9 protein-coding genes and 5 tRNA genes are annotated in these 13,735 nt (G+C 41.6%); 8 read left to right on the top strand and 6 right to left on the bottom strand.

The genetic code is table 11. The features are described from left to right. Positions 1–65 precede the first annotated feature (65 nt). The gene (cysZ, locus tag ACSLBF_RS03495; RefSeq protein WP_440055230.1) at positions 66–791 is read left to right on the top strand and encodes a sulfate transporter CysZ; all 726 of its coding nucleotides are present in this window, start codon (positions 66–68) and stop codon (positions 789–791) included. 800 nt (positions 792–1,591) lie between these two features. Next, a complete protein-coding gene (locus tag ACSLBF_RS03490) occupies positions 1,592–1,786 on the top strand; it encodes a hypothetical protein (RefSeq protein ID WP_440055229.1) in 195 nt (64 codons plus the stop codon). Positions 1,787–2,651: 865 nt separating this feature from the next. Here ACSLBF_RS03490 and ACSLBF_RS03485 read toward each other — a convergent pair. The 5 genes from ACSLBF_RS03485 to ACSLBF_RS03465 form a co-directional block, all read right to left on the bottom strand. Then, positions 2,652–2,727 (bottom strand) — tRNA-Phe (locus ACSLBF_RS03485). 191 nt (positions 2,728–2,918) lie between these two features. Then, a tRNA-Thr gene (locus ACSLBF_RS03480) sits at positions 2,919–2,994 on the bottom strand. A gap of 11 nt (positions 2,995–3,005) precedes the next feature. Beyond that, positions 3,006–3,081, bottom strand: a tRNA-Phe gene (locus ACSLBF_RS03475). Between the two features lie 192 nt (positions 3,082–3,273). Beyond that, positions 3,274–3,349: transfer RNA gene (locus ACSLBF_RS03470), tRNA-Thr, on the bottom strand. A gap of 11 nt (positions 3,350–3,360) precedes the next feature. Beyond that, positions 3,361–3,436, bottom strand: a tRNA-Phe gene (locus ACSLBF_RS03465). Positions 3,437–3,938: 502 nt separating this feature from the next. Here ACSLBF_RS03465 and ACSLBF_RS03460 point away from each other — a divergent pair. From ACSLBF_RS03460 to ACSLBF_RS03435, 6 genes are all read left to right on the top strand, one after another. After that, on the top strand, positions 3,939–6,761 hold the full coding sequence (locus ACSLBF_RS03460) for an ATP-binding protein (RefSeq protein ID WP_440055228.1): 2,823 nt from the start codon (positions 3,939–3,941) through the stop codon (positions 6,759–6,761). A 387-nt stretch (positions 6,762–7,148) separates the two neighbouring features. Beyond that, complete coding sequence (locus tag ACSLBF_RS03455; protein WP_440055227.1) at positions 7,149–8,633, top strand: peptide MFS transporter; 1,485 nt, start codon at positions 7,149–7,151, stop codon at positions 8,631–8,633. 433 nt (positions 8,634–9,066) lie between these two features. Beyond that, positions 9,067–10,113, top strand: coding sequence for a 4-hydroxyphenylpyruvate dioxygenase (gene hppD, locus ACSLBF_RS03450; RefSeq protein WP_440055226.1), 1,047 nt, complete (start codon positions 9,067–9,069; stop codon positions 10,111–10,113). Between the two features lie 159 nt (positions 10,114–10,272). Continuing rightward, complete coding sequence (fahA, locus tag ACSLBF_RS03445; RefSeq protein WP_440055225.1) at positions 10,273–11,586, top strand: fumarylacetoacetase; 1,314 nt, start codon at positions 10,273–10,275, stop codon at positions 11,584–11,586. Between the two features lie 123 nt (positions 11,587–11,709). After that, a complete protein-coding gene (locus ACSLBF_RS03440) occupies positions 11,710–12,774 on the top strand; it encodes a peptidoglycan DD-metalloendopeptidase family protein (protein WP_440055224.1) in 1,065 nt (354 codons plus the stop codon). 30 nt (positions 12,775–12,804) lie between these two features. Continuing rightward, positions 12,805–13,194, top strand: a complete 390-nt coding sequence (locus ACSLBF_RS03435) for a bactofilin family protein (RefSeq protein ID WP_440055223.1) — start codon at positions 12,805–12,807, stop codon at positions 13,192–13,194. On the opposite strand, the gene ACSLBF_RS03430 is transcribed toward ACSLBF_RS03435, so the two are convergent. Next, entirely contained in the window at positions 13,191–13,658 is a 468-nt protein-coding gene (locus tag ACSLBF_RS03430) for a hotdog fold domain-containing protein (protein WP_440055222.1), read from the bottom strand. The genes ACSLBF_RS03435 and ACSLBF_RS03430 overlap by 4 nt on opposite strands. Positions 13,659–13,735: the final 77 nt, after the last annotated feature.

The following is a 13,735-nucleotide window of genomic DNA, read 5'->3' as shown; positions in this document are numbered from 1 at the left end:
AACTCGCCCGCAGACACGATATACTGCCAAGATACCAAAAATAATTCATGTAACGAGGGGTTACCGTGCAAGTATCTAAGGGCATAGAGTATTTTATTGCTGGGTTTTCATTGATTACACAAAAAGGGCTAAAGCGCTTTGTATTCATACCCTTAACTATAAATATCTTATTGTTTGGTGCCTCCCTGTTTTTTCTTTTTGACTGGTTAACACAGGGCTTTAACTATATAAATGCGATGTTGCCGAATTGGTTGAGTTGGCTAGAATGGCTAATGTGGCCTATCGCGATTCTTATAATTCTTTTCAGCTACAGTATGGTTTTTACGGTTGTTACTAACTTTATTGCGGCACCTTTCAATGGCTTACTCGCTGAAAAAGTTGAGCTTCATCTAACTAACCAACCGGTCAATGACGATCGACTGGTTGACACATTAAGAGATGTTCCCCGAATGTTGGGCAGAGAATGGACCAAGCTCTGTTACTATCTACCGAGAGCGGTTGGTTTTTTCATCCTACTGTGGTTGTTACCGGTAGTCGGTCAAATTTTGTGGGTTATGTTTACATGCTGGATGTATAGCGTTCAATACAACGATTACCCCTTTGACAACCATAAGGTTCATTTCAATCGTATGAAACATGACTTGAAAAGCAAAAAAGGCCTTTCTTATGGTTTTGGGTTTGCCGTATTTGTGCTGACATCAATTCCATTTATCAACTTAGTGGTAATGCCCGTTGCGGTATGCGGCGCCACCAAACTTTGGGTTGAAAATTTCAGAGATTTACATAGATAGGTAATAGGCAAAACGCTATCCATTTTGAGGCTACTGTGAACAGCAGTAGCCTAAGATAGCTATAACCTTATTAAAGCCATCAGCCAAGATTTACAGCCCCTGTTGCCATTATCAAATTAAAAAAGCTAATTATTAGGAGGTTATCAAATTTGATAAAATAATCGTGACTTTCCATTTGCAACATTATTAATCATGTCCTAAGGTTACACTGCTCAAACGGAAATGAGCTTAACAAAATGGATTTCACTGCTACAAATCCCTCTTTTTGGTAAACTCAAATTTCTAACTCTGTTAATTTAAGCATATGTATTTAGAGCTGTTCTTAGGCACTAATTACTTTATTTTTTATAAAGATAACATGAATCAACTCACCAACTCCAAATAGGAGTATAGGTTAGAAAATAAAAAACTGACGACTTACCTGTTTATTAAAAAATAAACCCGAGATAACTTAAAATTAAAAATTACTTTTCGTCAATTAAAATAAACAATAATAAAAACCAAAACGCATTAATTTTTATTAATCAAAAAGAAAAACCAGATCAACAAAACAACAAGAAAGCGTTAACTCATAATAAAAACACAAATAAAAAACTGGATATAGCACTTATAATTTAAAGAAAGAAAAGGATAGAATTCCCGACGACGCTCCAGTATTGGTGCTTTGTAGGGATAAATGGGCTGACAATAATTCTACTTTAACAAGTGCACTAGAATCAGCCTTATCAACTACTCAGCTTTAATGAGCTGAGCAAATCAATGACCCGACATAAGGTCGGCCAAAAGTGAAGGATAACATAATGCGTAAATTAAATGTCAATGAAGTACAGGAAGTAAATGGCGGTGTTTATGGCGTTGTAATCGGTTGGGCTGCAGGCCATGCTATGGACTATGTGATATCAAGATATGTGGATTACTGGAGTAGCGCTGTAGGTAATGGATGGGGCGCAAACCCATCTATGCCGGAACCCAATGCTGGGTTTGGTACCATTTAACTTGATACTAACAAGGTGATGAGGAAGCTCCTCATCACTTTCTAATTTAGGAGGGGTTATGAAACACGTAGTCTTGAAATTTTTAATCGCTTATTGTCTTTCTAGAGTTTTATTCTTTTTTCTAGGGTTATACGATAAAGAGTTAAGTAGTGTTATGTTTTTCATTTTTGATTTTTCTATCTTCGCAATCATTTTTTACCTTATTCACAAAGGTGTTGACTATGCATTTGAAAAACAATGAACTTCATATTAATAATGGGTAATTCATCGCTCTGCCAGCGTTCGATGAGAAAGCGAGGGTGTGGTGTGAGTGGCTGAACAGGTTGTAGACCATACTGCGTTGCTCAAGCTGTGTAGTATTCTGATCCAGTGTTTTTTATACTTAGCCTTTAAACACCAAAACTGCCATCTTGGTTTCTGAGCAAAAGCCCCTGAAGCTGATATTTTATATTACTCAACACTTGTTCACTCACCGTGTTTATATATTCGATTACACGTTATCAACCCAACTAACTATTTGAGTCAATATCCAAATGGTAAGTTTTAAATGCCAACCGCACGTTGGAGCGTACAATTTCCGTATAATACCAATTGTATTAAGTCTCTATCCAATTAGAAGGATGAAATGCCATATTGGCTTCGTTAAAAAATTCTCATTTACTTAATACAATTGGTAAAATGTTTATGAAAGCCGCGTTGGAAACTTAAGTCGCCAAACTTAATCTGAGTTTCTATATCGCGGTTTTTTGCTATCAAACGTTCGCTAAATCGCCTCCGTCATGCGCGACGAAGTTATAGATTTTGTAGGAAACGGATGTTTTTGTAGGAAACGGTATTTTAAAAATGCGCTGTAAGCGAGAGGAGATGGTGCCCAGAGGCGGAATCGAACCACCGACACGAGGATTTTCAATCCTCTGCTCTACCGACTGAGCTATCTGGGCATACTATTTTTTGCGTGAAAACCAACAAGGATTTTCAATACTCCCCGAATGCTCTACTGACTAAGCTATCTGGGGATACTATTTTTTGCGTGAAAACCAACGAGAATTTTCAATGCTAGTCCCAAACGTTCTATTGAATGAACTATCTGGGCATACTAAAGTTTTGCTTTGTTTTTTTCCTAAGCCAGGAATGGTGCCGACTATCCGAGTCGAACGGATGACCTACTGATTACAAGTCAGTTGCTCTACCAACTGAGCTAAGTCGGCGCACCTAAAAGTGGTGCCCAGAGGCGGAATCGAACCACCGACACGAGGATTTTCAATCCTCTGCTCTACCGACTGAGCTATCTGGGCATACTATTCTTTTGCGTGAAAACCAGCAAGGATTTTCAATACTCCCCGAATGCTCTACTGACTAAGCTATCTGGGGATACTATTTTTTGCGTGAAAACCAACGAGGATTTTCAATGCTAGTCCCAAACGTTCTATTGAATGAACTATCTGGGCATACTAAAGTTTTGCTTTGTTTTTTTCCTAAGCCAGGAATGGTGCCGACTATCCGAGTCGAACGGATGACCTACTGATTACAAGTCAGTTGCTCTACCAACTGAGCTAAGTCGGCGCACCTAAAAGTGGTGCCCAGAGGCGGAATCGAACCACCGACACGAGGATTTTCAATCCTCTGCTCTACCGACTGAGCTATCTGGGCATACTATTTTTTAGCTTGAAAACCAACATGGATTTTCAACACGAATCCCAAACACCCTACAGAATGAGCTATCTGGTCATCTTTTTAATCGTTGAAAACCAATCAAAGTTTCCAACATCCCCTATGACTCTACTGAGTGAGCCATCTGGGCGTGCGGCGTATTAAACGAGTTTTGAGGTGCTAAGTCAACCCTTTTTTTAAATCACTTTACTGTTTGAGCAGTTTTCGCCCAAACCGAGTAAAAAGCAGCTTTTTCGACGGAAAAACGGTCTTATTTATACTTTTAAGGTGGCTAATATCGATCACAACTACCTCGCAATATATCTGCTTCAGTTGCTTAATACAGAGCAAATATTGCATTTCATCACCTCTTTTAGACTGGCTTTACTTTTAAACTCGACTTTGCTTGCTTTAAGGCCACCAAAAACGGGAGGTAAATCACAGTTGTTGGTGTTAGGATTAGGCATACGATAGATAATAATAAGCAGCTTTGGGAATAGGCATGCAAACTAACCTCAAAAATAACATTAAAGGGTTTGTACCTTTACTATTTATGTCGCTTCTTTTGGCAGGCGTATTAGGTGCAGCCGCAGCTTACTTTTTACCTAAATCTGTGACGCTGCCGACCATTTCTACTCCTGATCTAAAGCAGCAAGCAAATCTAGCTTCTGAACCACTCGCGATGATAATGCTTCAACAAGGCTACGGCCAAGCGAAACGAATCGTAAATTCACTGGATATTGGCAATGAGAATCTTGCTGTGTTTCTGTATGCGAATTCGGGGATGGGAAATAACACACTTATCTATCAAACTCAGGGAACCCAACCACTTCCCGCGCTAGTAAGAGAAGAGCAATATAACAAAAGTGGCCACTTGGTATATCACACCCCCTTAGCCGTTGATGGCCAAATAGTCGGTGAACTTATCCTTTCTTATACCCCTCATGAGGAAATTGCTTCTACATCAGGCAATGAAGTGTTGAGTTATACGTTGTTTGCCTCTGTTGTTGTTCTGTCTTTATTACTTAGCCTCTTTATCAGAAGAAAAACTTGCGCCAGTGTTACCGACGAATGTGCGAATTTAGAGAGTGAACTTTTAAGCATCGCCAAAGACAGTAATTTCAATGCGAGAGTCACCACCAACCATATTCCGGGTGTTGATGCCCTCGCAAATGCCGTCAACAAATTGCTTAAAAATGTGCAAGCTGCTTTAGAAAGCGACTTAGCCATTCATAAAGAGTTAAAACAGTTACAGGAAAGCTTAGAAACAGAAGTGCAAGCTCGAACACTGGCGTTGGAAAAAGCAACCCTAAACGCAGAACGAGCCAGTGAGGCCAAAACCACATTTTTAGCCACAATGAGTCACGAGATAAGAACACCGATGAATGGCGTGATTGGAACGATCGACTTATTAAGGCAAACAGATCTAGATGGGGCACAGCATAGACTTACGACAATCATCCGTGATTCAGCCTTTTCGCTGTTGGGTATTTTGGATGATATCCTCGATTTTTCTAAAATTGAAGCTGGAAAACTACGTATTGATAACAGCCAGTTTTCAGTGACCGAAACCACCGAAGAAGTAGCTCGAGTATTATCTTCAGTGGCGAAAAAGCGAAAACTCGATTTGCAACTTTGTATCGCTCCCGATATTCCAACCAACCTTGTCGGTGATGCCGTAAGAGTTAGACAAGTGTTGTATAACCTATGTAGTAATGCCATTAAATTTACTACAACGGATGAGAGCCACCAAGGCTACGTACGTATCTCCGTTGAGGTTGCACAAAACACCTCTGAACATTTCACCCTCAGATTTACCGTTACCGACAATGGTAAGGGGATGACCCAAGCACAACTGCGAGAGATCTTTAATCCATTTATTCAAGCTGAAGGATCTATTACTCGTGAATATGGTGGTACTGGGTTAGGTCTATCCATCTGTAAAAGTCTAGTAGAGCTGATGCTTGGCACTATTAATGTTACCTCAGATATAGGGATGGGAAGCGAGTTTGTTGTCGAGTTACCGTTTAGTGTCAATGGCAAAATCCAATACGCGCATAAAGGTGAACTTAATCACCACAAAGTAGCGGTACTCACACCAAATGCCGCTAGACGAACAACCCTATCCCGATACCTTTCATTTATTGGTGCTCAGATAGTTCACGTTGAAGACAAAAAAGAGATTGCCGATATTCAACACGAAGATGGTCTAATTTGGGTATTAGATGGTTTAGATGGCATGGAAGAAGTCAACGAGGAATTAAGAACCGTTATTTATTCTCTGGAAAAAAATAGCCAACAAGCGGTTGTACTCAGCAAGATGGATGAAGCCGCGCTCAATCACAGCAGTATTTTCTATCTCAATGCAGCCCCTTTATGTAAATCTAGTTTTATCATATCTATTTTAGTGGCTGCAGGGTTACACAAGCCTAAAGAACTGAGGCCAACACATACGCTCAACGACTTTTTAAGTATTGATGATGCCAGAGAAAAAAATAGGCTAGTACTACTAGTTGAAGACAATATACTTAACCAGCAAGTATTGACCGATCAATTACACCTGTTGGGCTATGGTGTTGAAGTTGCAGAAAACGGCGAAGAAGGTTTAGCCCTTTGGCAACAATCCCACTCGCCAATCATCCTAACCGACTTACATATGCCAAAAATGTCTGGCTATGACATGGTCAAGAAAATTAGGGAATTGGCTGAACAAGCAGATTATCCGCACCAACAGCCTTATATTATTGCAGTCACGGCTAACGCCTTACAGGGAGAGCGTGAGCGCTGTGAAGCAGCAGGTATGAATGATTACATTACCAAACCTGTAGAGTTGAATGTGCTAGAACAGACGTTAAAAAAATACTTTGGAGAGCAACAAAGCCCAGAAGCTCAACAAGATGATAGCGCTGATTTCATTGATTCAACCCATACTGATACTGCGGATGCGGCAGATGAGTCAGCCCCACTGTCTCTTGAAAGTCCAGAAACAGCGCCTATTAACCTCGAAATGCTAAATAAATATGTGAATAATGATACCGCCAAAAGAACCCGCTTCTTTCGAATGTATTTAGAGCAAAGCAGTCAACTAACTCGGGATATTAACGGTGCGGTCATTAGCATGAGCCAGGAAGAGATCGTAGCCGCTTGCCATCAATTGAAATCAATTTCCAAAACAATCGGCGCGGAAAAAGTGGCTGAATGTGCCGAAGCGTTCGAAGCCCATTGTAAAGAAGAAAAACTCAACAGCGATCAACTTATTAAATATCGCGACGAGCTAGAACAACGGTACTTGGAAGCTGCAGAATACATCCAACGTGTCTTGTAGAGATCAAGTTTAAGGGAGCTTATCTGGCTCCCTTCTTTTCATACTTAATATCCGCCATATCAAAACAAAGTACTCTACTCGTGACTTGGTGTGTCACGCTAAGTGAATAAATCTGTTGTAAATATTGCAGTAACCCCCTAATTTATTGCTTCGCTATCCTTGACGAAATTACTCACTTTCTGTCGTACAAGCCTTTCCCTTGTAATGCGGGGTGAGTATACTGACGCGCTTTTAATGCATAGTTAGTCAAGTCAGGCTCTCTATGTTTTCTTGGGGAATGGCCACCCACTCCAAATGCATGACAGGTTCAGCTCAGTTAGAGCCGACCTAACAGCACAATAATATTAAGGCCAAACAACACATTGTGATTTTAATCTGGAAAAAATTATGAGTTCAAATACACAGACAGCAACCATTTTAGGTCATCCTAAAGGGTTGTGGATGCTGTTCTCGGCTGAATTTTGGGAACGATTTTGTTATTACGGAATGCGGGCGGTATTAGCGCCGTATGTTGCGATTGCCTTTTTTGATCATCTCACCGCTGAAGAAGCAGCCAAGCAAGCAAGCTTGACCTATGGTGGTTACACCTCAATGGTATATATGACCGCCATTTTGGGGGGATATGTAGCAGATAGACTAATAGGATATCAACGATCCATCATGCTGGGCGGTACAATGATGGCTGTCGGTATGTTTATGCTCATGGCACCTGACCTGACGACGTTCTTGTTTGGTCTTGCTTTTATCGTCATGGGTAATGGTTTATTTAAACCTAACATTTCGACTATTGTGGGTAAACTTTATGAACCAGGTGATCCACGCCGAGACTCTGGCTTTACCATCTTTTATATGGGTATTAACCTTGGTGGTGCGCTAGCGCCTATCGTTTGTGCCACCATTATTGGAGCAATTTGGGGTTATCAGTATGGCTTCTTAGCAGCTGGAATAGGCATGATTTTTGGCGTCATGGTATTCCAATTACAGAAATCCTGGCTCAACGGCGTTGGTAAGGCAGAATTTGCAAAAGCCAGTTGGTCACGTTTTGCGATGGTAGCTGTAACCGCCGTGTTATTAGTCGTTCCCGCTTTTTATCTACTCAGTAACAGTGCACTACTGGGATACTTGTTAGCCTTTCTTATGCTTGGACTTATCGCTTACTTTTTATATAGCGGCATCCAGTCAGGAGAGAAAGTACAACTTCACAGATATATCGCGATGTTGCTCCTTTTCCTCGCCAACACGGTGTTTTGGGCACTCTTTGAGCAAGCGGGGTCGTCACTCAACTTCTTTGCAAAAGACCATGTCAACCTAGATATTGGATTCACTACAATCCATTTCACCTTATTCCAATCAGCAAACTCGATTTTCATTATTCTGTTTGCACCAGTGCTGGCTTCGCTATGGCTTAAACTAGACAAACAAGAAGCTAACCCATCAATTCCTCGTAAATTCGCATTAGGTTTGTTAGGTGCGGCGCTGGGTTTTTACGTTCTAGTGTTTGCTATTCAATTTATGCAAGACGCCAGCGGTAAAGTACCCGCATACATGCTTGCACTATGTTACCTAATACATACATTAGGCGAGCTTTGTTTATCACCTATCGGCTTATCGATGGTAACGAAATTGGCGAAACCAAAAGAAGTTGGCCTCGCTATGGGTGGGTGGTTCCTCTCTATTGCAATGGCACAGTACCTAGCTGGTGTGATCGCATCTATCGCAACCAGTGGTGGTGGTGAGTCTGGACATGATGTTGGCTCAATCATACAATATTCTGATGTATTTATGCAGCTAGTATGGTTAGGTCTAGGTGGTGCAGCAATCTACTTCCTTGCAGCTCCTGCAATCACTCGTTTGATGCATGGCGTTAAATAATTTACGCGATTTTTGATATCAAAAGCCGCTCTACATTGAGCGGCTTTTTTGTGCTCGCCACAAAAGTGTATCAATTACTTTACAGCATAGTACCCCAGACTGGAGCAACACCATATTATAAACTTATAAAACTCCCGTTATATCAACAAAAGAGAAATAACAAAATATCCATTACATTTCAAAGTATTACAATTAACAACCTGATATTTACCTGGCCAAAATACGCTTCTTGAATTGAAACGTTCCGAAGAATCCACTTCGCAGCGAATACCTGTTTCATTTTTGTTCACACCTGAAAGGGAATGTCCAACCATATTTACAATTTGGCACTAAGCTAAATAATGCCCTTCTCTTCCCCTTGGAACGTTTTTGATTAATTATCCTCAACACATTTACTAACAAGCAACCCAGTGCTTAATGCGGGAGTAGAACAATGAGTGAAGTAAACAATCCACTAGGCCTTTTAGGCATCGAATTTACTGAATATGCGACACCTGACGCAGATTACATGGATAAGATTTTCACTGACTTCGGTTTCTCAAAGCTTAAGAAATTTAAAGATAAAGATATCGTTTACTACAACCAAAACGATATCCACTTTTTACTAAACCAAGAACGTGACGGCTTCTCTGCAGAATTTGCGAAAAGCCACGGTCCGGCCATTTGCTCAATGGGCTGGCGTGTAGAGAACGCTCAAAAAGCGTTTGAAGTTGCAGTAGAGCGCGGTGCAAAACCTGCGACTGACTCTACGCACAAAGATTTACCGTATCCTGCAATCTACGGCATCGGTGATAGTTTAATTTACTTCATCGAAGTATTTGGCGATAAAGGTTCAATCTACGAGCAAGACTTCGTTGATCTTGAAGAGCAAAACATTGTTAAGGACAAAGGCTTCCTACGCATTGACCACCTTACAAACAATGTTTACAAAGGCACAATGGAAACATGGGCTAACTTCTATAAAGACGTATTCGGCTTTACTGAAGTGCGTTACTTTGACATCAAAGGTCAAAAGACTGCACTACTATCTTATGCACTTAAGTCTCCATGTGGTACGTTCTCTATTCCTATCAATGAAGGTAAAGACGACAACAACAACCAGATCGATGAGTACCTAGATGAGTACAACGGTCCAGGTGTACAGCACTTAGCATTCCTAACAAACGACCTAGTGGCGTCTCTTGACCAACTTGATCAAAGTAACATTGCAACACTAGATATCGTTGATCATTACTACGACACAATCTTTGATCGTGTACCTTGGGTTAAAGAAGACCGTGAAAAGATCAAGCAGCACCAAATCCTAGTAGACAGCCAAAGCGAAGATTGCTACTTGCTTCAAATCTTCACTAAGAACCTGTTTGGTCCAATCTTTATCGAAATGATCCAACGTGTTGATGATGGTGGTTTTGGTGAAGGTAATTTCCAAGCACTATTTGAATCAATTGAGCGTGACCAAGAGCGTCGTGGTGTAATCTAAACCTCGATGTGGTCAGAAAAAGCAGCTAATTGTAGCTGCTTTTTGCCGTTTTAGTCTGAGCACAACTCCTTAGGCTAAACTGAATATCTTACTTTTTCCCCTTGAGTTTCCGGGTATTGACCATAACTCTCAGGGAAATCCAAATATAAAGGAAAGGCGATGTCTCAAATTAACGAAACCCACGACATTAATCTTAAAAGCTGGGTAGCTAGCGCAAATGCAGCGGGAACCGATTTCCCGATCCAAAACTTGCCATTTGCCGTTTTTCGTCGCAAAGGTAGCGCTGAAGCGTTCCGTGGCGGTGTTGCAATCGGTGATCAGGTACTTGATCTTGAAGTCGTTGCTGAAGCTAAGATCTTCTCAGGTGAAGCGCAGCTTGCTGTAGAAGCAGCTAATGCACCAGCGCTAAACGAATTTATGGGCATGGGTAAGTCATATTGGTCAGCGCTTCGTCTTGCGCTTTCAAAGGCGCTACGTGAAGGCTCTGAGCACCAGAGCTTGCTTGAAAAAGCCTTAGTTGCTCAAGCAGATGTTGAATACTCACTGCCTTGTCACATTGGTGACTACACAGATTTTTATACTTCTATTTATCACGCAACAGCGGTAGGTAGCTTATTCCGTCCTGACAATCCTTTACTGCCTAACTATAAATGGGTACCTATTGGATATCATGGCCGCGCTTCTTCCATTGACGTTTCAGGTCAAGCATTCCCAAGACCAAAAGGTCAAACTAAAGCACCTGATGCTGAGCAACCTTCTTTCGGTCCGTGTAAGCGCCTAGACTACGAACTAGAACTTGGTATTTATCTTGGTAAAGGTAATGAGCTTGGCGACAGCATTGCGATTAAAAATGCTGAAGACCATGTATTTGGCTTCTGTCTATTTAACGACTGGTCTGCGCGTGATCTTCAAGCATGGGAATACCAGCCACTGGGCCCATTCCTAGCGAAAAACTTTGCTTCAACGGTTTCTCCTTGGGTGGTTACGACCGAAGCGCTTGCTCCGTACCGTACTCAGTGGCACCGTGACGCAAACGATCCTCAGCCGCTGGACTATCTTGAGTCAGCTGAGAACCGCGAATCTGGCGCCATCGACATCCGCATGGATGTGCTTATTGAAACAGAAAAAATGCGTGCAGAAAACGCTGCTCCTAGCAAAGTATCTGAGTCAAGCTTTAAGCACAGTTACTGGACTGTGGCACAAATGGTTACACACCATACCGTGAACGGCTGTAACTTTATTCCAGGTGATATGTTGGGTTCAGGCACTCAATCAGGTCCTGAGCACGAAGAAGCAGGTTCGTTACTTGAACTGTCTCGTGGCGGTAAAGAAACGATCACTCTGGCTAACGGTGAGGAACGTAAATTCCTTGAAGATGGTGACAAAGTCATCATGCGTGGTTGGTGTGAAGCTGACGGATTTAACCGCATTGGCTTTGGCAGTGTAGAAGGTACAGTTTTACCTGCAAAATAAGCAAATTTAATTTGTTTCCAAATCAAGGGCATGACATTTTCATGCCCTTTTTTGCTGTGAAAAACTGGCATTTTGACTAAAAATTGTTAAAGTGAACCGCTACAAGAATTTTGGATACATCAATTGCAAGTAATTAAGCGCCTATATTCAACGCTGTTTAAGCCTACACAACTATTGCTAAGACAAAATGGTAAAGTGTCTATGCTGCGTCTACCTGCGTGGCTTCAAGCATTTGCTGTTCTGCTTATATTAATGGCGTTTGGGGCTATTGCTTGGTATATCTCTGAGCTTCACCAAGCGAATTTATCATTACAGCAGCGCCAATCAGATTTAGTTACAGAACAACAAGCTTGGCAGAGTGAAAAACACACTTTAGAGATCACCATCCAAAAACAAGTCGAGCAACTAGAGCAACTTTCTCAACAACACTCGGTACTGGAAGCTGTAGTCGATAGCGTCGAACTAAACGAAAGCGAGCGAGCAACAGATACACCTCAAGTTGAGGAACAAGCAACAACAGATGAAGGCAAATTTGCCCCTCAAGCTAGCTCTTTAGAAGCAAGACAGCACAAGTTGGTCAATTTCTTTAATCAACAGCTAGAAACTAAAAACCAACAGCTTGCAGACTCACTCAATGCGACAGGTATAAAAATAGTCAGCTCTAATGAAGCGCAAGGTGGTCCCTATAATAGTGCTGATTTGTCGCTTGTCGACGAGACTTACCTAAATACTGTTGATAACCTAGCGCTATACGCATCTTTAAATTCAATGGTGACATTACTACCTAACACCCTGCCCGTTGAACAAGAGAAATATTATGTTTCTAGTGGTTTTGGATATCGTAAAGACCCCATTACAGGCCGCCGTGCTTACCACAAAGGGATCGATTTAGCAGGCTGGCGCAATACGAGAATCCTCGCCCCAGCCGCTGGAACGGTAACTAAGGCTGGTAGAAACGGGGGGTATGGCAACTTTATAGAGATTCAACATGCCAATGGTTTTATCACTCGCTACGGTCACTTGAGCTCAATAAAAGTTAAAAAAGGGCAACAAGTGAGCAAGCGAGAAGTCATCGCGTTGATGGGAAGCACAGGTCGAAGTACCAGTACACACTTGCACTATGAAGTAATTCAGGGTAAAAAACACTTAAACCCAATCAAAATAGCGCGAACATTCGGTAACGAGTAATCGTCATCGAGAGCGCTTTGCGAGGCAACCGTGTTTAGCCCATTTAAAAGTAGTAAACAAACCATTCCGGCATTAATTTCACCCAATACGCAAATCACTGGCGATATCGATTGTGATGGTGAACTGCAGCTTGATGGCGTTGTTGAAGGAAATCTTCGTGTCGCGCAGCTCACCATTGGCAAACAAGGCAGTGTTAAAGGCAACATTAGTTCTCAACAGCTGATCGTACTTGGGAAAGTTGAAGGAGACATCCAAGCCAAACACGTCACCCTAGCAGAAAGCGCTGAAGTCATCGGTGATATTAAACATGAGACCTTGGTGATAGAGGCTGGTGCGAGTGTAGATGGAAAATTTACTCACACTGATGATAGCGATAAGGGCGCTTCAAACGTCACCCCTATTGAACAGCAATCATCCTAACGCTTGGCTGATATGTACATATTAATGTCTGCGTGAAATACCTTTTCACCATACGTATCAAAAACTTCTACAGGCACGATTAATTCTTCTTTATCTTGCCAGTTTCTTGGGTAGTCAATCTTTGCACAAGCATGTAAATCGGTTTCGGCTTTTTTGAGATATTGGACAGACATCCCCTTTGGGATCCAACGATGTGTTTTGTGATTAATCGTTGCATCCACCATAACCCCTGCACAAAGTTCCGCGAGATTACATTGCGCTATAGCGTGGACAGTTCCAATATGATTGTGCACCGATTTTCTGTTTGGCATTGATGCCTTGCAAACACCTGGTGTCAAATGGGTAATGCGAGGTTTGATGGTGCCAAAATAGGGCGCTTTTCTACAAACGGCTTTACTAAACAACCACTTACCGAAAGGTAACCACGTCATTCTTTTATATATTTTTAATAGTGGAGCTGTCATTAAAATACCTTAATTAAATTTGAAACTGTGAAAAAGATAACACATCTGACCAGTTAGACAAGCTGCCTTTATTGCTA

The sequence above is a fragment of the Pseudoalteromonas sp. T1lg65 genome, from assembly GCF_051930985.1.
Taxonomy (GTDB): domain Bacteria; phylum Pseudomonadota; class Gammaproteobacteria; order Enterobacterales; family Alteromonadaceae; genus Pseudoalteromonas.
This window is presented reverse-complemented; position numbering and strand designations above follow the sequence as displayed.

Bases quoted from the DNA above. Each gene is read 5' to 3' on its own strand.
- fahA (WP_440055225.1), top strand. From the start codon at position 10,273: ATGTCTCAAATTAACGAAACCCACGACATTAATCTTAAAAGCTGGGTA.
- hppD (WP_440055226.1), top strand. From the start codon at position 9,067: ATGAGTGAAGTAAACAATCCACTAGGCCTTTTAGGCATCGAATTTACT.
- ACSLBF_RS03430 (WP_440055222.1), bottom strand. From the start codon at position 13,658: ATGACAGCTCCACTATTAAAAATATATAAAAGAATGACGTGGTTACCT.
- ACSLBF_RS03490 (WP_440055229.1), top strand. From the start codon at position 1,592: ATGCGTAAATTAAATGTCAATGAAGTACAGGAAGTAAATGGCGGTGTT.
- ACSLBF_RS03455 (WP_440055227.1), top strand. From the start codon at position 7,149: ATGAGTTCAAATACACAGACAGCAACCATTTTAGGTCATCCTAAAGGG.
- ACSLBF_RS03460 (WP_440055228.1), top strand. From the start codon at position 3,939: ATGCAAACTAACCTCAAAAATAACATTAAAGGGTTTGTACCTTTACTA.